Source organism: Sphingopyxis sp. BE259, from assembly GCF_031457495.1.
GTDB lineage: Bacteria > Pseudomonadota > Alphaproteobacteria > Sphingomonadales > Sphingomonadaceae > Sphingopyxis.
In genome coordinates this window covers 1,160,335-1,182,677 of sequence record NZ_JAVDWM010000001.1, presented here as the reverse complement: position 1 = coordinate 1,182,677, position 22,343 = coordinate 1,160,335, and the positions used below count along the sequence as shown (strand labels likewise).

The 22,343-nt window shown below is 65.9% G+C and carries 23 protein-coding genes; 13 read left to right on the top strand and 10 right to left on the bottom strand.

Annotation, left to right across the window (positions count from 1 at the left end; translation table 11 throughout):
• Nucleotides 1-36: 36 nt before the first annotated feature.
• Together J2X44_RS05755 and J2X44_RS05750 are read left to right on the top strand one after the other, a co-directional pair.
• Nucleotides 37-1,125 carry a hypothetical protein gene (locus J2X44_RS05755; protein WP_310088563.1) on the top strand — a complete coding sequence of 363 codons (1,089 nt, stop codon included), beginning with the start codon at nt 37-39 and terminating at the stop codon, nt 1,123-1,125.
• Nucleotides 1,122-2,177 carry a phosphotransferase gene (locus tag J2X44_RS05750; protein ID WP_310088561.1) on the top strand — a complete coding sequence of 352 codons (1,056 nt, stop codon included), beginning with the start codon at nt 1,122-1,124 and terminating at the stop codon, nt 2,175-2,177. The genes J2X44_RS05755 and J2X44_RS05750 overlap by 4 nt, the downstream gene beginning before the upstream one ends.
• A 509-nt stretch (nt 2,178-2,686) precedes the next feature.
• Here J2X44_RS05750 and J2X44_RS05745 read toward each other — a convergent pair.
• The 5 genes from J2X44_RS05745 to J2X44_RS05725 form a co-directional block, all read right to left on the bottom strand.
• On the bottom strand, nt 2,687-6,160 hold the full coding sequence (locus J2X44_RS05745) for an autotransporter domain-containing protein (RefSeq protein WP_310088560.1): 3,474 nt from the start codon (nt 6,158-6,160) through the stop codon (nt 2,687-2,689).
• Nucleotides 6,161-6,403: 243 nt separating this feature from the next.
• On the bottom strand, nt 6,404-6,898 hold the full coding sequence (gene rpsI, locus J2X44_RS05740) for a 30S ribosomal protein S9 (protein ID WP_310088558.1): 495 nt from the start codon (nt 6,896-6,898) through the stop codon (nt 6,404-6,406).
• Complete coding sequence (rplM, locus tag J2X44_RS05735) at nt 6,898-7,377, bottom strand: 50S ribosomal protein L13 (RefSeq protein WP_310089324.1); 480 nt, start codon at nt 7,375-7,377, stop codon at nt 6,898-6,900. Before rplM ends, rpsI begins: the two co-directional genes overlap by 1 nt.
• A gap of 180 nt (nt 7,378-7,557) precedes the next feature.
• Nucleotides 7,558-8,358: a hypothetical protein gene (locus J2X44_RS05730; RefSeq protein WP_310088556.1), complete on the bottom strand. Its 801-nt coding sequence runs from the start codon at nt 8,356-8,358 to the stop codon at nt 7,558-7,560.
• Nucleotides 8,355-9,404 (bottom strand): COX15/CtaA family protein, encoded by a 1,050-nt coding sequence (locus tag J2X44_RS05725; protein ID WP_310088554.1) that lies wholly within the window; start codon nt 9,402-9,404, stop codon nt 8,355-8,357. Before J2X44_RS05725 ends, J2X44_RS05730 begins: the two co-directional genes overlap by 4 nt.
• Before the next feature lie 146 nt (nt 9,405-9,550).
• Here J2X44_RS05725 and J2X44_RS05720 point away from each other — a divergent pair, with 146 nt between their 5' ends.
• The 6 genes from J2X44_RS05720 to galU all read left to right on the top strand — a co-directional run bounded on the left by J2X44_RS05720 (nt 9,551) and on the right by galU (nt 14,434).
• Entirely contained in the window at nt 9,551-10,501 is a 951-nt protein-coding gene (locus J2X44_RS05720) for a M48 family metallopeptidase (protein ID WP_310088553.1), read from the top strand.
• Nucleotides 10,502-10,556: 55 nt separating this feature from the next.
• Nucleotides 10,557-11,093: a peptide-methionine (S)-S-oxide reductase MsrA gene (gene msrA / locus J2X44_RS05715; RefSeq protein WP_310088552.1), complete on the top strand. Its 537-nt coding sequence runs from the start codon at nt 10,557-10,559 to the stop codon at nt 11,091-11,093.
• A gap of 138 nt (nt 11,094-11,231) precedes the next feature.
• The gene (locus J2X44_RS05710) at nt 11,232-11,777 is read left to right on the top strand and encodes a YfiR family protein (protein WP_310249216.1); all 546 of its coding nucleotides are present in this window, start codon (nt 11,232-11,234) and stop codon (nt 11,775-11,777) included.
• On the top strand, nt 11,774-12,991 hold the full coding sequence (locus tag J2X44_RS05705; RefSeq protein WP_310088550.1) for a diguanylate cyclase domain-containing protein: 1,218 nt from the start codon (nt 11,774-11,776) through the stop codon (nt 12,989-12,991). Before J2X44_RS05710 ends, J2X44_RS05705 begins: the two co-directional genes overlap by 4 nt.
• A gap of 16 nt (nt 12,992-13,007) precedes the next feature.
• A complete protein-coding gene (locus J2X44_RS05700) occupies nt 13,008-13,508 on the top strand; it encodes an OmpA family protein (RefSeq protein WP_310088549.1) in 501 nt (166 codons plus the stop codon).
• Between the two features lie 56 nt (nt 13,509-13,564).
• Nucleotides 13,565-14,434 carry a UTP--glucose-1-phosphate uridylyltransferase GalU gene (galU, locus tag J2X44_RS05695; protein ID WP_310089322.1) on the top strand — a complete coding sequence of 290 codons (870 nt, stop codon included), beginning with the start codon at nt 13,565-13,567 and terminating at the stop codon, nt 14,432-14,434.
• A gap of 37 nt (nt 14,435-14,471) precedes the next feature.
• Here galU and aqpZ read toward each other — a convergent pair whose 3' ends face one another.
• Nucleotides 14,472-15,197, bottom strand: coding sequence for an aquaporin Z (aqpZ, locus tag J2X44_RS05690; protein ID WP_310088548.1), 726 nt, complete (start codon nt 15,195-15,197; stop codon nt 14,472-14,474).
• A 98-nt stretch (nt 15,198-15,295) separates the two neighbouring features.
• Nucleotides 15,296-16,573, bottom strand: a complete 1,278-nt coding sequence (locus J2X44_RS05685) for a methyl-accepting chemotaxis protein (RefSeq protein ID WP_310088545.1) — start codon at nt 16,571-16,573, stop codon at nt 15,296-15,298.
• Between the two features lie 203 nt (nt 16,574-16,776).
• On the opposite strand from J2X44_RS05685, the gene J2X44_RS05680 reads away from it, so the two are divergent.
• Nucleotides 16,777-17,082, top strand: a complete 306-nt coding sequence (locus tag J2X44_RS05680; protein ID WP_310088543.1) for a hypothetical protein — start codon at nt 16,777-16,779, stop codon at nt 17,080-17,082.
• Between the two features lie 110 nt (nt 17,083-17,192).
• On the opposite strand, the gene J2X44_RS05675 is transcribed toward J2X44_RS05680, so the two are convergent.
• Nucleotides 17,193-17,861 (bottom strand): S24 family peptidase, encoded by a 669-nt coding sequence (locus J2X44_RS05675; RefSeq protein WP_310088541.1) that lies wholly within the window; start codon nt 17,859-17,861, stop codon nt 17,193-17,195.
• A 135-nt stretch (nt 17,862-17,996) separates the two neighbouring features.
• Here J2X44_RS05675 and J2X44_RS05670 point away from each other — a divergent pair, with 135 nt between their 5' ends.
• Nucleotides 17,997-18,260 carry a hypothetical protein gene (locus tag J2X44_RS05670; RefSeq protein WP_310088539.1) on the top strand — a complete coding sequence of 88 codons (264 nt, stop codon included), beginning with the start codon at nt 17,997-17,999 and terminating at the stop codon, nt 18,258-18,260.
• Entirely contained in the window at nt 18,257-18,583 is a 327-nt protein-coding gene (locus tag J2X44_RS05665; protein ID WP_310088537.1) for a hypothetical protein, read from the top strand. The genes J2X44_RS05670 and J2X44_RS05665 overlap by 4 nt, the downstream gene beginning before the upstream one ends.
• Here J2X44_RS05665 and J2X44_RS05660 read toward each other — a convergent pair.
• Entirely contained in the window at nt 18,580-19,470 is an 891-nt protein-coding gene (locus J2X44_RS05660) for a hypothetical protein (protein ID WP_310088535.1), read from the bottom strand. The genes J2X44_RS05665 and J2X44_RS05660 overlap by 4 nt on opposite strands.
• Before the next feature lie 57 nt (nt 19,471-19,527).
• Nucleotides 19,528-20,736 (bottom strand): TIGR04063 family PEP-CTERM/XrtA system glycosyltransferase, encoded by a 1,209-nt coding sequence (locus J2X44_RS05655; RefSeq protein ID WP_310088533.1) that lies wholly within the window; start codon nt 20,734-20,736, stop codon nt 19,528-19,530.
• A gap of 65 nt (nt 20,737-20,801) precedes the next feature.
• Here J2X44_RS05655 and J2X44_RS05650 point away from each other — a divergent pair, with 65 nt between their 5' ends.
• Nucleotides 20,802-20,957: a hypothetical protein gene (locus tag J2X44_RS05650; RefSeq protein ID WP_310088531.1), complete on the top strand. Its 156-nt coding sequence runs from the start codon at nt 20,802-20,804 to the stop codon at nt 20,955-20,957.
• The gene (locus tag J2X44_RS05645) at nt 20,950-22,332 is read left to right on the top strand and encodes a putative O-glycosylation ligase, exosortase A system-associated (RefSeq protein WP_310088529.1); all 1,383 of its coding nucleotides are present in this window, start codon (nt 20,950-20,952) and stop codon (nt 22,330-22,332) included. The genes J2X44_RS05650 and J2X44_RS05645 overlap by 8 nt, the downstream gene beginning before the upstream one ends.
• Nucleotides 22,333-22,343: the final 11 nt, after the last annotated feature.

Genomic DNA, 22,343 nt, shown 5'->3' with positions numbered 1-22,343 from the left:
GTTAGGTTGCAAGAAAAAACGGGATGAGGACAAGCGATGCTGACCAAGGGCGACGATTTCCCGCTGCACCAGAGCGCCGAGCCGATCGCGTTCGCGGGCACCGACCGCAATTTTTACGATCGCTATTTCTTCAACGGCTATTCAGCTGACGGGTCCGTTTTCTTCGCCGCCGCGATGGGCTTTTATCCGCAGCTCGGTATCGTCGATGCCGCCTTTTGCGTGCTGGCGGGCGGCGTGCAGCATAATCTGCGCGCCAGCCGCCGCTCGGCGGGCGAGCGGCTCGACCTGGCCGTCGGGCCGATCGCGATCACCATCGACGCACCGCTGGAGCGGCTGACGCTGACGATCGCCGCGAACGATGGCCCGCTCGCCGGCGAACTGCATTTCGCCGCGCGCCATTTCCCGATCGAGGAACCGCGCTTCACCCGCCGCAATGGCACCCGCCTGTTCATGGATTACACCCGCATGACCCAGAACGGCCATTGGTCGGGCTGGCTGACGGTCGATGGACAGCGGATCGACATCGGCGCCGACTGCGCCGGGACGCGCGATCGCAGCTGGGGCATTCGCCCGGTCGGCGCTTCGGAACCGCAACCGCCGCCGCAGGGTAATTTTCACCAATTTTTCTGGCTGTGGACGCCGTGCAATTTCGCTGATCGCTCGCTGTTTTTTCACAGCAACGACGATGGCGAAGGCAGCGCGTGGAACCGCCGCGCCGTAGTGGTCGGCAGCCATGGCAATGAACGTCATTATGCCGATCCGGTCTTCGCTGCCGACTGGCAGCCGGGGACGCGGCGCCTGACCAGCCTGACCGCCGATTTCGATGCCAGCACGCGGCTGACCCTCACCCCGAGCGGGCCGCTGTTCGCGATGAGCGGGCTGGGTTATACACATCCCGTCTGGGGCCACGGCTGCGACCATGGCGGATTGGACGTCGCGCACGACAGCCTGTCCGCAGCCGAGCGGGCGTGGGGCAATCCGCTGGCGATGCACGTTCAGGCGCTGGTCCACGCCGAGCTGAACGACTGTGATCGCACGGATGTCGGCATCGGCGTACTCGAACAACTGTTCGTCGGCCCGCACGCGCCGACCGGCCTGTCCGGGTTGATGGACCCCGCCGCATGAGTTTTCCGACGTCGCCGGGCGCGATGACGGCCGACTGGCTCGGTGCCGTACTAGGCCAGCCCGGAAAGCTGAAAGGCTTTACCGCTGCCAAGGTCGGCACCGGGCAGATGTGCGACAGCTACCGCCTGACGCTCGATTGGGAGGATGGCGACTGGCAGGCGGGAACCGACGCCCCCGCAACCGTCATCGCCAAATGCCCGAGCCACGACGAGGCCAGCCGCAACATCGCCAAACTCACCGGCACCTATGTCAAGGAAGTCAGCTGGTATTACGAACTCGCCGCCGCCAGCGGGGTGCCCGCGCCGCGCTGCCACTTTCATGCGATCGCCGACGACGAGGTCGACTTCGTCCTCATCCTGTCCGATCTCGCCCCGGCACGGCAAGGCGACCAACTTGCGGGACTGGGCCTTGCGGGCCTTGTGCCATGCATCGACGCCGCGGCCCGCCTCCACGCCCTTCTGTGGAACGACCCGCGGCTGGCGCAGCTACCATGGCTCGCACGCGACAATGGCGATCTGGTCCGCGCCCTGTTTCCGCAGCTCTATCTGGGCTTTCGCGAGCGGTATGCGGCGCGCCTGGCGCCCGAAATCTTGGACGTCGGCGCGGGCATCGTCGCCAAACTCGACGCTTACCTGACCCGCGAACCCGCCGCACGGACGCTGGTCCATGGCGACCTTCGCATCGACAATATCCTGTTCGCCCCCGACGGCGCCACCTGCTGGCTCGTCGACTGGCAGACGCTGGGGCGCGGCAGCGGGGCGACCGACCTCGCCTATCTGATCGGCACCAGCATCGCCGACCCGTTCGAGCGCGCCGCCGCCGACCGTCCGGCGTTCGATCACTGGATCGCCGCGCTGGTCGGCCACGGCATTGTCCCCGACCCAGCAACGCTGTGGGACGACTACCGAGTCGGCGCCCTCAGCGGCTATTTCATGGCCGTCTTTGCCTCGATGAATGTCGAACGCACCGATCGCGGCGACGAAATGTTCGCGGTGATGGCCGAACGCCCGGCGCGGCAGGCGCTCGCGCTGGGAAGCCTCGATCGGTTGTAGCTGCAAGGCGAGGTGACCGGATTCGGCCGGAAGTAGACGTTCCGGACCTTACAACTTCGTCATTCCCGCGAAAGCGGGAACCCAGGGTGGGGTTAGCCTACGCACGCTCTGGGTCCCCGCTTTCGCGGGGATGACGAATTTGGGGAATTGCAGCTTCCCACCCCAAAGCGGCCATCCGCCGATCAAAAAAAAGCGCTGTCCTACATTGTTCCACTGTGCCAGCCTTCATCTCAGCTCTTTCAATTTACAGGCAAAGGCGGTCGCTGCCCGGATTTCGGATGCGGCCAGGACCCGGCCGCCCTCTGCCCGCCGAGCGCGACAAATGCGGCGCTGCACTAGGCTGAACTTTCCTGAACTTTGGCATGATAGCCGGTCCATGCGCCGACCGGATCGCGGCCCCGGCCCGGGATCACCGAAGACGGCAATGGCAGCTCCCCAACCCCGATGCCGACACGAAAAAGGGCGGCCCGTCGCCGGACCGCCCTCCCCCTTTTTTGGCCGGGTTTCGATCAGAAGTGGAAGGTCACCGAACCGCGGTAGCTCTGGTTCGACACGTCCTTGCGGCCGATCGTCGTGTCAGCGCCGATCGACAGGTCAATATTGCCGGTCGTGATCGTCACGCCGCCGCCGACTTCGAACCAGTCTTGGTCGGTGCCGGCCAGGCCGAAGATCGCATTGGGTCCGGGGCCGCCCACAAAAGTGGCGCCGAACGATGCCGGGGCGTCTTCAAACTCATGGACGAAATCGGCGCTGAGGTGCGGCTGGAAACTACTGCCCTTCTTGCCCGACAGCGCCAGACCGGCGCGCGCCTGCAGGCTGTTGAAGCTCGACCGGTCGAGCCGCAATGCCGGACCGCCGCCATTTTCCTTGATGTCGGAAAAGCCGATATGGCTGGCCCGCGCCGCAACCCGCGGCCCGAACTCGACCGAACCGAGGTCGAAATTCTTGCCCAGGCTGACTTCGCCGGTGAAGATCAACGCGGTGTCGTCACCGGTCAGCGTGAATGGCGTGCCGATCAGGTCGGCGACCCGCGTCGTGCGCGAATCGAATGCACCGGCGCTGACCTGCGTCGCCAGCTCGATGCCGCCGCCCAGCGCCGACTTGCCGTACAGCGTGCCCTGATACAGGCTGCCGCTGGCCGTTTGGCCCGCGATCGGGGTGGTGCCATCGACATCGGTATAGCTGAGCGCGAAGCCGATCACGCTGCCCTCGTCGAGGGCCTTTTCGATGCCGCCGGCCAAGTAGAAGCCGTCGAACTGGTCGCGGCCCCCGCCCGGCAGCGCGCTCGCCATCGGACGGCTGTCACCGTCGAGATAGCCGCCGGCCAAAAAGGCGCTCGTGTCGTCGGGCAAGCGGCCCTGCTGCACCGTCACCGCATCGCTGTCCGACCGCACCGCCATCGTATCGGCGCCGACCGCGGTCATGTTGAGCTGCGCCAACTGCACCGGGCGGCCGATCATCGACAGGGTGCCGCCCATGTCGCCGTCATCGAGCTGAAGCAGGCGATCGCGAGTGAAGCGCGACATGTTGTCGACCGCCACCGTCGCGAGCGAACCGCGCAGCGTTTCAGTCCGCGGCGCCCAGCTTTCGAGCGTGGCGCGGATCGTTGCCGCGTTCTGCTGGTCAAGCGGGCCATAGACGCTGGCCAGCCCCGCGGTGCCGCGCGACTGGTCAAGCAATTGGGCGTAGGCGCTCTGCACCGCGGTCGCGGCAACGACGTCGCTGTAGCGACCCGCCTGGATCTCGACCGATACGCTGTTCGGACCATAGGTCAGCCGCGGGGTCAGGATCGCCGACAGCGAATTGGCCGATCCGAAGGTGCCGGTCACGCCGCCCGCCGCGGTCAGGAAGGTATAGCGGTTGCCCGCCGCGACCTGCGTCCCCGCCACCGGCGAAAAGCTGACCGCGCCGCCCAGCGCAGCCGCACCGGCCGACGTGCCGCTGGCCACCACCGCCAGCACGTCGGAAGTGCCGTTGGGACCGAAGTTGATGAACAGGTTGCTGCCCGACGACAGCACAAGATTGCCGCCGACCGTCAGCGTCCCGATCGTCGTCGGGGTGCCCGGCGCGATCTGGCCAAGCACGCTGGTCAGGAACGGCGCGTTGATCCGCCCCGACCCCATCAGGCCGCCGCCGAACAGGCTGTAGTCGCCGACCGAGCTGAGCGTCCCGTTGACCGTGACCATGCCCGCCAGCTGGTTGACGTTGATCAGCGACGACAGCGATGCCCCGGAATCGATCTGCAGCGCGGCGCCCGCCGTGCCGATAGTCAGGCGGTCGACCGTCACATTGGCGCCCGACAGCGTCGTGAGCCCGGTGGCGCTGAGCGTCACGTCAAAATAGCGCGGCGCGGTGCCCGCAGTGCGGACCGGATCGACGTTGTTCGGCACGAAATTCGTCGCGCCGGGCAGGCCGTTGGCCAGCGTCGCGACGGGCAGCGGGGTTGCCGCGGCTTGCGCCTCGGGCTGCGCGCCGGGGATCAGGCCATCGCGGGTCGCGACACCTGTCGCCGCGATGTCCGCGACCGACGTCGACCCGGCATTGTCATCCGACGTCCCGATCGGCCGAGCCTCGACGACTTCGACGCCCGTCCGGGTATCGAGGCAATCGCTGGTGCCGCCGCTCTGGAAACAGATTTGGCCGAAATCGCCGATGGTGCCGTCTTTTTGCTCACCGGTCAGCGTCGGGATGCCGTTGACCAACTGGCCGCCCGACTGGATCATGTACGACGGGTCGATCGTCGACACCCAATGGTTGGGATCGGTCCACGACCCGTTGCCCGCCTTGGCCGACACATAATGATAGGGATTGTTCGCCGCGATCCAGTCCCAATAGAGATAGAGCGGCTGATAGAAGGCGACGGTGCCGTAGCCGTTGGCCGGCTGGCCGCCGAAAAAGCGGGTGTAGCCGCCCGACAGGACGCCAAGGACAACCTGGCGCGCGAACGTGTTTTGCAGGATCAGCGGACCGCCCGAATCGCCGCCCGACGTGATGCCTTCCAGCGAATTGCCGTTCGGGTTGGTCCGGGCATTGTCGCGAAACGCGTTGAAATCAAACGGGCTTGCGCCGGTCATGCCGCGACGCGGATCATCGAAATCGATGAAATAGAGATTCTGGGTCAGGCCGTTGGGCGCCCCGCCGAACAGGAATCCCTCGAACGTCTGCAAATCGGTCAGTGCGCCAAGGATATTTTCGGCCGCGCGGCGGCGGAAGTCGATATTGTTGTTGTTACCGACGCCCGGACCCGACGTGCCGTTACCATTGTTGCCATAGCCGGCGATTCCGACGTTGTAGCCCGTGCCCGACGCGCCAATCGTGCCGGTGTTGGTCAGCGGTGAGAACATCAGCGCCCAGGTCGGGATATTCGCGGCCGGCGTGTCGAGCGCGGCGATCGCGACGTCGCCATACAGGAAACTGCGCGCCGCGGGTTCGAGCGACAGGGGATTATAATTGACCCAGTTCGCGTTGTAGAACGCTTGCGCGATGTTGGTCTGGTATTTGCCCGCACCGCCGGCCCCGCCGAGCAGCCAGCGCACCAGTTCATCGGTCTGGCCGGCGGCGTTGGCCCGGGTGTTGGTTTCAAAGCCGAAGCCGATCGCGGTGCCGCCCGAATTGGCGCCATAGGCGGTCGCGGCGCGGCTGTTGACGCAGTGCGCCGCGAACAGCACGGTGCGCGGATTGATCAGGGTGCCGGTGCACAGACCGACCGAACCGCCGCCATTGTCGATGATCATCTGGCTGATCCCGGTGATGTTCACCGGATCGCGTGCCGTGGTTGGCGTGCCGGGATTGGCGATCAGGATTTCGGGTTCGGGGGCGATCGGCTCGATCGTCGGCGCGGCGGTGATCGACACCAGGTCAGCCTGTGGTTCGGGCTGGGTTGCGGCAATATATCCTTCGCCGCTGGTCGGCGCGACGCTCGCGTCAACCTGCGCCAGCGCGGGCGAAATTTGAAAAAGACCTGCGATGCAAGCGGACGCCAACAAACCTCCGCGGCGCGCACGCCGCGAATCAACACGTAAATTCATAAACTACCCCCGTAGTATTAGAGAACACCTCATCCGGGTCAGGAGTCGGCGCATTGGGATAGCTTAACCACGCCGCGCAATTAGACAATGGCCTATTTATAGATATTTAACGCGGTTTCTCGTGCGCGTCGCGCGCATGAAAAAGGGCGGCCCGTTGCCGGACCGCCCTTCCCTTTCCACCCGTCGGTGAAAAAGCTGTTAGCGCTTCGAGAACTGGAAGCTGCGGCGAGCCTTGGCCTTGCCATACTTCTTACGCTCGACGGCGCGGCTGTCGCGGGTCAGGAACCCGGCGGTCTTGACCGCGCCGCGCAGGGCGGGTTCGAAACGGGTCAGCGCCTGCGCGATGCCATGCAGCACAGCGCCTGCCTGGCCCGACAGACCACCGCCCTTGACGGTGGCGACAATGTCATAGCTGCCAACGCGATCGGTCAGACCGAAAGGCTGGTTGATCACGAGACGCAGCGTCGGACGCGCGAAATAGACTTCCTGGTCGCGGCCGTTGATCGTAATCTTGCCCGTGCCGGGCTTCAGCCACACGCGGGCAACGGCGTCCTTGCGGCGGCCGGTCGCATAAGCGCGGCCCTGCTTATCGACGATCTTTTCGCGCAGCGGCGCGGTCGAAACCGGAGCGGCGGTGCCTTCGACGGCGCCACCAAGGTCCTTGAGATCGGTCATGGTCTGTTCGTCAGCCATTATGCACCCACCTTGTTCTTACGGTTCATCGACGCGACGTCGATCACTTCGGGGCTCTGCCCTTCATGCGGATGTTCCGATCCAGCAAAGACGCGCAGGTTGCGCATCTGCTGGCGGCCCAGCGGGCCACGCGGGATCATGCGTTCGATGGCCTTTTCCAGCACGCGCTCGGGGAAACGGCCTTCCAGAATCTTCTGGGGGCTGGTTTCCTTGATGCCGCCGGCATAGCCGGTGTGCTTGTAGTAACGCTTGTCGGCCAGCTTCTTGCCGGTGAACGCCACCTTTTCCGCGTTGATGACGATGACATTGTCACCGCAATCGACGTGGGGGGTGAACGACGGCTTGTGCTTGCCGCGCAGGATATTGGCGATAATCGATGCCACGCGGCCCACAACGAGACCCTCGGCGTCGATCAGCACCCATTTCTTTTCGACCGTACCAGCATTTGCCGAAGCGGTCGTCTTGGTCAGCGCCTTCATCATGGCGACCTCCTTGACAGATATGGACGAGGACGAGCAGCGATACTGCCGCCCGAAACAAACCGCGCCGCTTGATCCCCAAGGGACGCAGCGGCGCTTCGGAGGGGGCCAATGACGCCAAGCGTGCAGAAAGTCAAGTATCGCGCGGCTTTGCTGACAGGTACTATGATACCGCGTGGTTCAAGATACGAATTCCAGTGCGCGCTCGCGCTCCTCGACCAGCGTCCGTTCGCTGCCATTCTCTCCGGCGATCCAGCTCTGCCGCCGCTCGCGAATGACCAGCCCTGTTGCGGTGTCGATCGTCCACACATGGTCGGTATCCAAAACTTGCGCCGCACCCGTCGGGGCAATCGTGCCGCGCTCGACCTTCGCGATCGTCCGCAGCCGGCCGTTCTGGGTCGTCGATACACCCGCGCCCTCGCCGATCGGGGCGACCGGAATGGCGGCGTTCGCGGGCGCCACCATCGCTCGGATGTCGGCAGTCGCCAGCCGGTCGCGCTCGGCGGCCGGCAGCGCCGCAATCAGCTCCGCCAGTTGCTTGGCTTCGGGGCGCCCAGCCTCCGCGCCCGTCGCCTGCATCCGTGCCGTCACCCGCTCCCACAGGCCGGTGGGATCGACCAAGTCGATGCGATTGCCGTCGGGGGCCACCAGATAGGCGACTTCCTCGCCCACCAAAGGCTGGAGCATCACCGTCAAGGCCCGGGTAACGGCTTGCGGCGCGTCCGAATCGATCGGTTGCAGCACGGCGTTTAACTGATAGCCACGCCCGATCCGTTGCCATTGCAGGGCATAGACCAGCGAAAAGTTGATCAGCGCCCCGTTGCGTCCGACGCGGCGCGTCGTGACGCGATAGGTCATCGCGCGGCCGACAGGGGGTGCAAACTGGACCTGCGCGGTCGCCGCGACCGCCGCATCGCCGGAAGCCGCCAGCGGCTGCGCGATCAGCAGCAGCGCGCTGCCGAAACCGCCGAGCAGCGTCATGCGGCGCGGCGCCCCAGCCGGTGCAACGCCGCGGAAGTAATGGCGACGAGGACCGCGCCCACCACCTGATGCGCCACCGCGACCCACATCGACACGCCCGACATGACGGTCCATATCCCCAGCAGCATCTGCACCGCCACCACCGCAACAACCAGCCGCGCCTCGCCTGGTGCGCTGCGCCGCGCCAAAGCGCGGGCCAGCAGCAACAGCGCCAGCGCCGCGATCCACGACCACCAGCGATGCAGGAAATGGATCAGGAACGGATCGTTGGTCAACGCCGCCCAGACGCCGCGCGCCCAATCGATGCCCGCTGGCACGAATTGATCGTTCATCAGCGGCCAGCTGCTGGCGACAAAGCCAGCATTAAGCCCGGCCACCCACGCGCCGAGCAACAACTGCACGAACAGGATCGCGATGACGGCGATGGCGCCGCCGGTCAGCCGCGCAGGCAGCGCCGCGGGGTCGCGCGCCAGCGTGTCGAGGTCGCGCGCGGTCCAGACGAGCCCCGCGAGCAGGAACAGCGCGGTCAGCAGGTGCGCGGCCAAGCGAAAATGGCTGACGTCGGTGCGATATTCCAGCCCCGATGCGACCATCCACCAACCGAGCGCGCCTTGCAGCCCGACCAGAGAGGTCAGCGCCAGCAAGCGCGCGCCATAGCCCGCCGGAATGGCGCGCCGCCACGCATACCAGGCCAGCGGCACGATCATCGCCATGCCGACCAGCCGGCCCAGGATGCGGTGCAGCCATTCCCAGAAAAAAATCGCCTTGAACCCGGCCAGCGTCATGCCGAGGTTGATCTCCCGATATTCGGGGATCTGTTTGTATTTCTCGAATTCCTTAATCCAGTCGGTCTCGTTCAGCGGCGGCAGCACTCCCGACACCGGCCGCCATTCGGTGATCGACAGCCCCGATTCGGTCAGGCGGGTGATGCCGCCGACCCCGACCACGATGACCACCAGCAGCGCGACGGCCCACAGCCAGCGCGCAAGCGCGGCGGGGCGGGGTTGGCGGGTGGCGGTCGAAGACAGGGTGGCGGCGTTCGTCATCGCCCCGCCCTATCGGCGCTCGGTCGTCGATAGGCAAGAGGTGGGCCGACGCAGACATGGGGAAATTCATGGCCGCGACAGGCGCGGCTTGATAAGCGAACGCTATGCTGCGTCACGCGCCTTCGATCCTTGCCGCCCTTTCGCTGTTGGCCGCTGCGCCGGTCCATGCCGCGGCGCGTGCCGATGCGTCGCCCTATGCGTCTTTGGCGGCACTGGAAGCGCGCGTCGCTGCGATCGGTTTTCGCCTGACCACCGCCAATGCCGCATGGTGCCCACTGCAACAACCGCAATTCGGCTGGATCTGGGGCGATCCGCGCCTCTATGACCCGGATCGTCGGCCCGCGGCGCTCGCTGCCTATGGCGCGGCGGATCGCGACGCGCCGTTCATGGCCGCGATCGCTCCGGCCTCGCCCGCGGCGGCGAGCGGGATGCGCGTCGGCATGGCGGTGCTCGGGCTTCAGGACGCGCTGGTTCCTAACGGTCAGGACGCACATCCCTTTGCCCGGATCACGGCGATCGAAAAGCAGCTTGCGGCGTTGCCATCGGCCGCGTCGCTCGCGCTCGATACGGGCGCTGCCGCCCCCCTGCGTGTCACGCCGGTTGCCGGGTGCGTCAGCGATTTTCGCGTCGAGGCCAGCGACAAGCCCGGTGCCGTTGCCGACGGCCGCATGGTGCTGGTCAACCAGGGGTTGGCCAAATTCGCGCGCGACGATGCGGAGCTCGCCGCAGCGATCGCCCACGAAATCGCACACAATATCCTGCGCCATCGCGCCCGGCTCGACGCCGCAGGCGTTGACCGCGGGCTCGGCAAGCAATTCGGCCGCAGCGCCCGGCTGTTCAAACAGACCGAGGTCGAGGCCGACCGGCTGTCGGCCTGGCTGTTGGCGGGCGCCGGTTACGACCCCGCCGCCGCCGCGCGATTCTGGGAGAAATTCGGTCAGCGTCAGGGACGGCCGTTGTTTCAGGCTGGCACCCATCCGCGCTGGCGCGACCGCGTTGCTTCGATCGAGGCCGAGGTCGCCGCGATCGCCGCCGCGCGCGCCAACGGTCAGCCGCTGCGCCCACCGCTGATCGATGCGCCGCCGCCCTTGGAATAGTGGGCGCCGCTTCCTATCTGCAAGCCTCCCCCTCCCTCGACCAAGGATCGACGCCATGACGCATGAAACCGCCATTTTCGCCGGAGGCTGCTTCTGGTGCACCGAGGCGGTGTTCCAGTCGCTGGCCGGAGTCGAGGCCGTCGAAAGCGGCTATATCGGCGGCCAGGTCGCAAACCCGACCTACAAACAGGTGTGCGGCGGTGACACCGGCCATGCCGAGGCGATCCGCATCACCTTCGATCCTGCGGTCATCTCTTATGACGACCTGCTCGACGTGCATTTTGCGACCCACGACCCGACGACGCTCAATCGCCAAGGCAATGACGTCGGCACCCAATATCGCAGCGCGTTGTTTCCGCTCGATGCGGCGCAGGGCGACTCGGCGCGCGCGGCGATCGACCGCGCGGCGTCCGACTGGCGGGCGCCGATCGTTACCACGATCGAGGCGGCGTCCGAATGGTATTCTGCCGAGGATTATCATCAGGCCTATTGGGACGGCGAGGGCCAGCGCAATCCTTACTGCATGGCAGTTATCCCGCCAAAACTCGCCAAGCTGCGCAAGGGGTTCGCCGACCGGCTGCGACCCGAATAGCCACACCAAGGACGCGGCCCGCCTGTCACAACATGGTGGTATGACGTCACTTTTCCTTGACTTTCCAATCAGTTTGGCTAGCGGACGCCCCCTCGCTCGGACAGACCAGGTCCCGGCGCAGGTGGGGGTCTCTGCAAAGTGCTGGCATCGCTGTTTCTGATCGGCGCGTCGTTGACGACGCCACAGATGTCGGTTCAGGCCGCAAGCCAGACGATCGTCGAGGGCAGCGACGACGGCGTGGCACGCGCGGTCAACCGGATGATCGGCGGTATCGTCAGCTATGCGCGCTGGCCCGACGGATCGGCGAGTTCGGCGCGCGTGATGTGTTTGGTCGGCTCCCCGCGGCTGACCAATCGCATGGCACCCGACGTGCCCGGCGCCGGATCGGTGCTGGTGCAGCGGATGACCGTCGCCGCGGTGACCAGCCGCAGCGACTGCGACATCCTGTTTCTCGGTCGCCTGCCAATCGCCGATCGTCGGCAATTGATCGCCTGGGTCCGCGGCCGCCCGATCCTGACGATCACCGACGACGATGCCGCATGCATCTATGGCGCGATGTTCTGCCTGAGCAGCCGCGCCGCCAGCCTCAGCTTTTCGGTCAATCTGGACGCCATCGGACGTGGTCCGCTGCGGATCGACCCGCGGGTGCTGAATATCGGCCGCAGCGACGGAGGCGCGCCATGACCGGCAAAGCCCCCGAGCGGATCGGCGCGCGCACGACGTTGCAAAAGCTGCTGTCACGCTTTCACTTCGGGATCACCCTGTTCGCGGTGGCGCTGTCCGGGCTCACCATCTTGCTGGCCGGGGTGACGGCGCTGCGCGGCTATGCCGATCGCAACATGGAACTGGCGGCGCAGCTTGGCGCTTACGGCGTCGAACCGGCGCTGGTTTTCAACGATCCCCAGGCGGCGCGCGAGGGACTCGAACCGCTGACCCGTATTCCGGGCATTGCACGCCTGCGCGTACTGAATGACCGCGGCCAGCCATTGACCCAATGGGCGTCACCCGTCGCCGACCCGGCACCGCTGCTGACCCGGATGTTCTTTCCCCGCCCGTTCGCGGTCAGCGTCGAGCGCAACGGCTCGGCGATCGGCACGATCGAGGTCTGGGGTGATAGCTCGACGCTGATCGACTATGTTCGCATCGGCCTGCTCGCTGGCCTCTGCTGTCTGCTTGTAACCGCGCTCGGCACCATCTTTCTCGCCCGGCGGTTCGAATATGAGCTGGTCAAGCCGCTCAACGAGATCGCCACCGTCGCGCACGATGTGCGTCTGCACCGCCGCTTTGACAAGCGCGTCAAACCGCTGGGGATTGCCGAACTCGACCGGCTGGGCGGCGACATCAACGCGCTGCTCGACGAATTGCAGGGTTGGCAAGGGCATATGGAAAGCGAGCGCGCCGTGCTCGCCCATCGCGCGTCGCACGACACACTGACCGCGATGCCGAACCGTCATGCTTTTGACGAACAGCTGGCACAGCGCATTGCGACCGCCGAAACGCGTGGTGACCGCTTTGCATTGCTGTTCATCGACGCCGATAATTTCAAGGCGGCGAACGACAGTTTCGGTCACGCGGCGGGCGATGCGGTGCTGGTGGCTTTGGCGGCGTGCATCAAGGACACGCTGCGCAACGGCGATTTTGCAGCGCGCATTGGCGGCGACGAATTTATCGTCCTTGTCGATCCGCTCGATACCGACGCCGTGACCCAGCAGCTGACCGATCACATCCGGACCTGCGTCGCCCAGCCCGTGGCGCTGCCCGGCGGCGCGACATACCGCGCGTCGGTCAGTGTCGGCGCCGCCGTCTATCCCGACGACGGTAGCGACGCGACGGCGCTGCTGACCGCCGCCGATGCGGCCATGTATGCCGACAAATTAAGCCACCGTTCCAACGCATGACCAGCGGAGTATCGCCGTGACCCAGACTATCGCCCGACCCATAAGAGCCTTGTTCATGCTCGCCTGTGCCGCGCTGCTCGCGGCCTGCCAGAGCATGCCGCCGCCCACCGGTTTCACGCCCGCCCAGATCGCGGTGCTCAAAACCGAAGGCTTTGTCGAAGACGGCACCGGCTGGGCGCTGAGCATGCCCGAACGGCTGCTGTTCTCGACCAACGAAAGCAGTGTCCCGGCCGATCAGCAGGCCAAGATCGCCGACATCGCGGCCAAACTCGTCGCGGTCGGCATCACGACTGCGCGGGTCGAGGGTCACACCGATTCGGTCGGCACCGCCGCCTATAATCTGACGCTGTCGCAGGCCCGGGCCGCGGCGGTTGCGGCGCCGATGCAGGCCGGCGGGATGACATTCAGCGCCGGCCAGGTCGTCGGCCGCGGCGAAACGGTGCCGATGTCGAGCAACGAAACCGACGAAGGGCGCCAGGATAACCGCCGCGTCGTGGTGATCGTGACGCCGCAATAGATCGGCCAGGCAACGGCCGGTTCGACTTTTCTTGTCAATCTTTCGCGGCTAAGCCCCTGCCCATGAAACCGATCCGCAAAGCCGTCTTTCCCGTTGCCGGTCTCGGCACCCGCTTTCTGCCCGCGACCAAGGCGATCCCCAAAGAGATGCTGCCGATCGTCGATCGCCCGCTGATTCAATATGCGGTCGACGAGGCGCGCGAGGCGGGGATCGAGCAGATGATCTTTGTCACCGGCCGCGGCAAGAGCGCGATCGAGGACCATTTCGACATCGCGTTCGAGCTGGAAAAGACAATGTCCGAACGCGGCAAGGATTTGTCGGTGCTGGAGCCGACGCGGCTTGGGCCCGGGAACTGCGCCTATGTGCGCCAGCAGGAGCCGCTGGGGCTCGGCCACGCGATCTGGTGCGCGCGCGACATCGTCGGCGACGAGCCCTTTGCGATCTTCCTGCCCGACGAATTCATGCACGGAGCGCCAGGCTGCATGAAACAGATGGTCGATGCCTACCACCGGGTCGGCGGCAATATGATTTCGGTGCTGGAAGTGCCGCGCGAGCAGGTATCGAGCTATGGCGTGATCGCGCCGGGCGGGCGCGACGGGGCGCTGACCGAAGTCACCGGGCTGGTCGAAAAGCCTGCGATTGCCGACGCGCCATCGAACCTGATCATCTCGGGCCGTTATATCCTCCAGCCCGAAGTGATGCGGGTGCTGGAGCGGCAGGAAAAGGGCGCGGGCGGCGAAATTCAGCTAACCGACGCAATGGCGACGATGATCGGTACCCAACCGTTCCACGCGGTCACATTCGACGGCGCGCGATACGACTGCGGATCGAAGGCCGGATACATCCAAGCCAATCTGGCGGTGGCGCTCGAACGCCCCGACATCGCCGCCGAGGTTCGCGCCTTTGCCATCGATCTGCTGAAGTAAGACCGGCGGAGGCGCCCTGCCCCCGCCGGATCGGCGCTTATTCGCCTTCGATATTCGGTTTCGGGAATGTGTCGGCGCCCAGCGTCTTGTAGAGCAGGCCACCGAGCGCGCCGCCAATCAGCGGCGCGATCCAGAACAGCCACAGCTGCTGGATCGCGAGGCCGCCGACGACGAGCGCCGGGCCGGTGCTGCGCGCCGGGTTGACCGAGGTGTTGGTGACCGGAATCGAGATCAGATGGATCAGGGTCAGCGCCAAGCCGATGGCGAGAGGCGCGAAGCCCGCGGGCGCGCGCCCGTCGGTCGATCCCATGATGATCCACAAGAAAAAGGCGGTGAGCACGATTTCGATGATGAACGCCGACCAGATGTCGTAACCGCCCGGTGATCCGGCGTCGAAGCCGTTGGCCGCGAGCCCGTTGGTCGCGAGATCATAAGCGGGATTGCCGCTGGCGATGTAGAACAGCAGGAACGCCGCGATGACCGCGCCGACGACTTGCGCGCCGACATAGAGCGGAATGTCGCGCGCCTCGAACCGGCCGCCCGCCCACAGCCCGACGGTGACCGCGGGGTTGAGATGGCAGCCCGAGATATGGCCGATCGCATAGGCCATGGTGATGACCGTCAAACCAAACGCGAGCGACACCCCAAGCAACCCGATGCCGACATCGGGAAACGCCGCCGCCAGTACCGCGCTGCCACAGCCGCCGAAGACCAGCCAGAACGTGCCGATCAACTCGGCCAAGCCCTTTTGCATATTTGTCATGTGACCCTCCTCCCCACCGGTGGTCCTGGTCGCCTCCGGCGCCGGACCATCCTATCATCGCGGGGCGGGCGAGCAAGTCTTTGCGGCGCCACCGAATTTCAGGCGACGGCAACCGCTTCGACGAAATGGCGCGCGCGCTGGTCGAGCGAGCGAGCCGCTTCCGACAATCCCGCCGACAATTCGCCCAGCGCTTGCGCGCCGTCACCGACCGCCGTCGCGCCGTGGCCGATGTCCTGTACGCGGAGGTCGATTTCGCGCCCCGCCGCGACGGCTTGCTCGACATAGCTCGCGATCATCAGCGTCGTCGCGCTTTGCCCGTCGACCGCATTGTCGATCGCGTCGGAAAAGCCATTATTGGCGTTGATGGCGCGCTCGACCTCATCGAAACCCGAGGTGACCTGACCGACGATGTCACGGATACGGTCGACATATTGGGTAATGTCGCCCGCCGCGGTGCGCGTCTGGCTGGCCAGTGCCTTGACCTCCGACGCGACAACCGCAAAGCCGCGCCCCGCATCGCCCGCGCGCGCCGCTTCGATTCCGGCGTTGAGCGCGAGCATATTGGTGCGGCCCGCCATATCGATGATCAGCGCCAGCATCTGCTCGATCGACTGGCTCGCCGCCTTGAGCGCGCTGGCCTTTTCACCCGCCTGCTGAACCTTGCGATGCGCCTCGCCGCGCACCGCGCGCGCGCGCGATCCGTCGTCGACGATTTTGGCCATCGTCGCCGCCAGCGCATGGCCGCGATCGCCGAGGTCGTGGAGTCCGGCCAGCGTCTGCGCCGTGGCGCCCGCCACCGTCACGGCGTCGCGTCCGGTCTGGCGCGCCCGATCGGACAGGCTGGCGGAAAAGGTTTCGACCTGATGCGCCATGTCGGACAGCACCGCGGTCAGCGCAGTAATATCTTGCTGGAACCGGCGCCCGGCCTGATCGACCTTGGCCCCGCGCGCGGCGCGTTCCTGCGCCAGTTCGACGTCGCGCAGCATCGCCAGCCTGGCGAGTTGGCCGCTGTCCAGCGTTTCAACGAACCGGCCGCGATCGACCAGAATCAGCTCGCCCGCCCCCGGCGACCCCGCCGCGATGCGTAGCAAGTCGGTAGTCGATCGGGCGACGTCGGCGGTCGGACAGGGTTCGACCATTGCGGCGATCGATCCGCCGATCGTCGGGTTCTGCATCAGCGAGAACCAGAATGGACAGAACAGCAATTCGCGCACCCGCTGCTCGCGGATGACGCCGATCGGCCGCCCGCCCGGATCGAGCACCGCCAGCGCACGCAGTTCCGGGTCGCCGCGAAACAGGTCGATGACCGCGGCCATTTGCGCGTCGGCCGCGATCGCCGCCGCATGACCCGATGATGGCGAAATAACATGGTCCATGACGGCCCGATCTTTCTTTGTGCTGCGATCCCTTGTTGGCGCCCTGACCTAATCACGGGTGGTAAACACCGCTTTAACCATTTGTTTCAGTGCTGTGACACAGGGTCGTGGCGCGCGGGCGATCCATCGCAATATTCTGTTCAGACCGCGGCGGCTATGCGATGAGGCGCCGGACCGCTGGGATGGCGGGCGAGGAGACAATTATGCGTGCCATCATCATCGCCCTTGCCGCAGCCCCGCTGCTGACCGGCTGCATCAGCGCGGTCAAAACCGTGGTCACGGCGCCGGTCAAGGCGGTCGGGCAGGTCGCCGACTGGACAACCACCAGCCAGGATGAATCCGATCGCAACCGCGGCCGCGAAATGCGGAAGCGCGAGGAACAACTCGGCAAGCTGTCGCGCCAGCGTGACAAGGCCACCGAAAAATGCCGCAACGGGAACGCCGACCAATGCGAACGCGCCGAAGTTCTGGAACATGAAATCGAAGCGGTGATGGCGGCGCCGCGTTAAGAGTTGCGGCACCAGCCCGCTCCCCCACCCGGCCTCCCATTTCAGGATACTCTGTGGGAGGCCGGGTGGGGGAGCGGGCTGGTGAGGCCTTCGCCGGCAGGCGAAGAGTATCAACGTACCCGCCGTCCCGTCCACACCACCCGCCCGACCAGCTGGACCGACGCCATCGGCAGATCGTCCCAGCTGCGGTAATGCGGATTGTCGCTGATCACCGAAATCCGGCCCGGCCCCGGCGCGCGCGCCACGCGCTTCACCATCAGCACATCGTCCATCCGTAGCACGTAAATGCCATCGCGCAGCCGCGCCGCGGCGTCGCCGCCATCGACGAGGATATCGTCGCCGTCGTTCAAGGTCGGCGCCATCGAATCGCCCTCGACCCGAATGATGGTCAGCGCGCGCGGATCAGCACCCAGATCGCGCAGCCACTTGGGATCAAACGCGACCTCGCCCTCGACCGGCTCGCCATCGACGCTGGCCCCGGCGCCCGCCGACGCGCCGATCGCCAGCTTCGGGACGAGGACCATCCCTGGCCCGCGTGACCGCGCCGGAGTCGCGATGCGCTGGACCGGCCCGCCGAGCAGCGCCTCCGACACCCCCAGATAGGCGGCGATCCGCGCCCGGTCCTGTTCGGCCAGCCGCCGCGGCGAACCGCGCTTGATATATTGCTGAATATAGGCGGGATTGCGCCCGATCACCTGCGACAGACGCGCATAATCGATGCCCTTATCGGTCAAGAGTCGGTCAAGCGCGGCGCGCGGATCGGAAACATGGTCGCTCATGATATTGGTGAACTAGCCCTTCCTATTTCGTTCCTAGCAAGCGGATTTTTCCTAGACAAGTAGGAAAATGATCAGCAGATAGGATTTATCCTATCGGGTGAGTCGCCCGGTTATCATGCGGTCAGGGAGGACAATATGGAGCGCAGCCTGTTGCAACGGATCGAGGCTTTCCTGAAGGAATCGGCGATGCCGCCCAGCGTCTTCGGGCGCGCCGCAGTGCGTGACCCGCGGCTGGTGAGCGACCTGCGTGGCGGCCGCGAACCGGGCGGCCAAATGATCTGCCGTTTGGAACATTTCATGAACAATTGGCGAGCCGATCGCCACGCAGGCCGGGTCAAACCGATCGGCGACCGGCGCGCGCGCCTTGTGCGTCGATCGCTCGGCGGAGCCCCGGCATGATGCGCTGGTCGCCCGCTCTGCCGCCGCGCCCCGGCTGTCCGCACCGTCGCCTGCTTCACCTGCTCACGCGCACGTTGCCGCTCGGCCTGACACTCGGCGCTTCGACGTTCCGACCATGGGCGAGCGCTAATTTCGTCGGCGCCCGCCACATCTTCCCCGCCGTGCTCGCGGCCGGCGATGCCCCGGCGGTGGCCGCCGCGCTGCAAGCCGAACTGACCGCGACCGAATGGACATTGCCCGGCCATATCGTCGCCGATGTCGTGGTGGAATACGGGGGCGAGCGCGGGGCGCTGCAGATCGAAATCCTGACCGTCGAAGATTAACCGACCGACTGGCGCGTCATCCTTTGCAACGTGCTGAGCGCGGCTTCGAGCGCAAGGTCGACCTCGGGCTCTGCTGCGGTGACGTCGCTGCCATCGGGCGCGAGGACCGTAGCGGTCGCAGCCGTGTCGCCGGGCGTTTCGCGGCGGCGCGCCAGGCCGGCTTCGAGCCGCGCGACCATCGCGCCGAGCGAATTGTCGATCGCGGCGGGCAACGGCGGCGCCGTCATCTCGGCCGGTTGCAGCCAAGGCTCGTCGCCGGTCGGCGCCGCATCCGCGGGCGCAAGATCGGCAAGTACCAGCTCGTCGGCATTTTGTTCGGCAAATTCGCCGAGCCACAGATCGGCGTCGGCGCTTTGTGCGGCGGCGGGTTCGGCGACCAAGTCCGCGCCAGGCTCGGCCGTTGCGGGGGTCAGCGGTCCCAGCCCGCCCGCGGGCAGGTCGCGGCCGGCGCGGATCGGGGGCCGCGGCGGATCGTCGGGATGCAGATCGACGCGGCGGCGGCGCGCCGAAAAATCGGTCTCGCGACCGGCATCCTCGGCGGCGTCGGCATCGCGCGCGCGCCGGAAGCGGTCCCGCAGCGCCGACAGCCCGGCCGCATCGGGCTGCGCAATCAACAGCGCCACCAGCCCGGCAATCATCGAAGCGATCGCGGCCATGCCGAGCGCGAGCAACAGCCGCGCCGCATTGCCGACCGGCGGGACGAAATAATCCGACAGGCGATCAAGATAGAGGTTCCAGCCGATCCCGGCGACCCAGGACATCGGCATCACGGCGGCGAAAAGAAAGGTCAGCGCCGCAGCGCCGATTACCGCCGGCATCGCAGGGCGGAGCGCGCGCAGCAGCGCGCTCGATGCGGCCTGGCCCGGGTTGTCGCTGCTGTCGTCCATATCGTCCAATTCCGTGCGGCCCTTGGGGCCAAATATCGTCGTGTCCGGGCGCCGCGATCAGGACGCGCCGCGCAGCAATCGCTGGTAAACCGGCTCGTAACGTAAAATGTTTGATGACCAGTTACGATGGTTTTCGACAAAAATACGTGCGGTGCGCCGTCGTTCGGCCCAGAGCCCCCGATTTTCAAGCAGCTGCGCCAGCGCATCGGCGATTGCCGCGGGGCTGTCGGGCGCAAACAACGTCCCCGTTTGACCATCCTCGATCAGTTCGCGATGCCCACCGACATTGGATGCGGCAACCAATTTGCCCTGCGCCATGGCTTCGAGCGGCTTGAGTGGCGTGACCAGATCGGTCAGCCGCATCTGCTTGCGCGGATAGGCGAGGATGTCGATCAGCGAATAATAACGCTCGACCTGGTGATGCGGCACCCGTCCGACGAAATGGATAAACGCCGCCGCGGGTGACGCCGCGGCCTGTGCCTTCAGCGCCGCCTCCATCGGCCCGCCGCCGACCAGTAGCAGCCGCGCCTTGGGCTGCGCCGCGACGAGCGCAGGCATCGCGGCGATCAGATCGTCGATCCCCTCATAATCGTAAAAGCTGCCGATATAGCCGATCACCGCATCGTCGGCTGCGATGCCCAGCGTGCCCGCCAACGCATCGTCGCGCGATAGCGGATCGCCGAACAGGTCGAGGTCGACGCCGTTGGGCGAGACGGTGATTTTGCCGGGGTCGATGCCGCGCCCGATCAGGTCGCCGCGCAGCCCCTCACAGATGACCGCGACCGCGTCGGCCGATTTCACCGCGTGCGTTTCGAGCATCTTGGTCAGGCGATAACGCAAGCTGCCCTCGCGCCCGGTGCCGTTACCGACCGACGCATCCTCCCAAAAGGCGCGGATTTCATAGATCACCGGGATGCCCAGTTTTTTGCCGACGCGCAGCGCGGCAAGGCCGTCCAGCACCGGCGAATGGGCATGCAGCACATCGGGCTGCCAGTCGCGCGCCAGCGCCTCGACCCGCGTCGCCAGCGCGCCGATTTCGCGCCATTCGTTAATGACGGGCATCGCCGGCGCGATTGGCGGGGTGCGGTAGAAGGTCAGGCCGTCGACAGTTTCACCGTCCGGCCCGGGCTCGGGGTGGCGCACCCCGGTGACGCCGGCAACCTCCCAGCCCTTTGCCACCTGCGCTTTCATCAGCGCGCGGGTGCGAAAGGTATAGCCGCTGTGCGCGGGCAGGCTATGATCTAGGACGTGGAGGATACGGGTCATGGGCTAGCGCTTTGACATACTAGCCTTAACGCAGCGTCAACCCCGATCGCGTAGCGGGAGCGGACATGGTCGATAATTTTTCCATTGGGCTGACGCACGTCTTGATGGCGCTTGCACTATGGCGCCTGCTGTATCGCAGCGATCTGGACCATGAGGTCAGCCCGCGCACGCAGTGGCAGCAAGACCGCGACGCCGAACGAAACGGCCGCGACAATGCGTGATCTGGCTTTCGTCGCCTTTCTGTTTGCCTTTATCGGGGTCGGGTTCCGGCGGCCGTTCCTGTTTGTGCTGTGCTTTTGCTACATCGACATCGTCGCGCCGCAGCGGCTGAGCTATTTTCTGATCAATTCGATCCCGATCTCGCTGATCGTCTTTGGGCTGGCGATCGTCGGCTGGCTCGCCGCCGACGACAAGCGCGACATGCGCTGGTCGGGGCGGCAATTTCTGCTGATCGCGCTGCTCGTCTATTGCGGGCTGACAACGTCGCAGGCCGATTTTCCGGTCGAGGCCGCCGACAAATGGAGCTGGGTGTGGAAGGCGCTGGTGTGGGCGATTTTCCTGCCACTGACCTTGCGGACCAAGCTGCGGATCGAATCGCTGACGCTGATCATGCTGCTGTCGGCAGCATCGATCGCGATCGCGGGGGGGATCAAGACCGCGGCGGGTGGCGGCGGTTACGGCTCGCTGCAATTGCTGCTCAACGAAAATTACGGGCTTTATGAGGGTTCGATCATGTCGACCGTCGGCATCGCGATCATCCCGCTGATCCTGTGGTATCGCCGCCACGGCACGATCTTCCCCCCCGACTGGCGCGTCTCGCTGTTCTGCTTCGCGCTGTGCTTTGCCTGCATGTTGCTGCCGATCGGGACGCAGGCGCGGACCGGGCTGGTCTGCCTGGCGGTGCTCGCCGTGCTATCGCTGCGCGCGGTCAAGCACCGCTTTTTGTACATCGCCGGCGCCGGGCTGCTCGCGATCGCCGCGGTGCCGTTCCTGCCGCAGAGTTTCACCGAGCGGATGGAAACGATCCAGGGCTATAAGTCCGACCAGTCGGCATCGACACGCGTCGCGGTGTGGGCGTGGACGTGGGATTATGCCAAGGAAAACCCGTTTGGCGGCGGGTTCGAGGCCTATATCCAGAACCGGCTGCGCGTCGAAACCAGCGGGTCGGATTATGATCCCGACCAACCGCAAAATGCCGATGCGACGGTCCATGACGAAAAATCGCGCGCCTATCATTCCAGCTATTTCGAGATGCTGGGCGAACAGGGCTATCCGGGCCTCGCGCTATGGCTGCTGCTCCACATCGTCGGCATCGTCCAGATGGAGCGGCTGCGCCGTCGCTACCTGAAAACCCGGCGCGGCGAGGAACAATGGATCGCGCCGCTGGCAACCGCGCTCCAGCATGGCCATATCGTCTATATGGTCGGGTCGCTGTTCGTCGGCATCGCGTTCCAGCCGTTCATTTATATGATGCTGGCGCTCGAAATGGGGCTATCGACCTATTGTCGCCGCCGCGAACAGGAGGCTGGCTGGCGCCCGCTGACGGCGCGCCCGGCGCAGGTGCCGGCGCGGCATCGGGTGCCCGGCGTCGGCTGAGGCGGAACCAA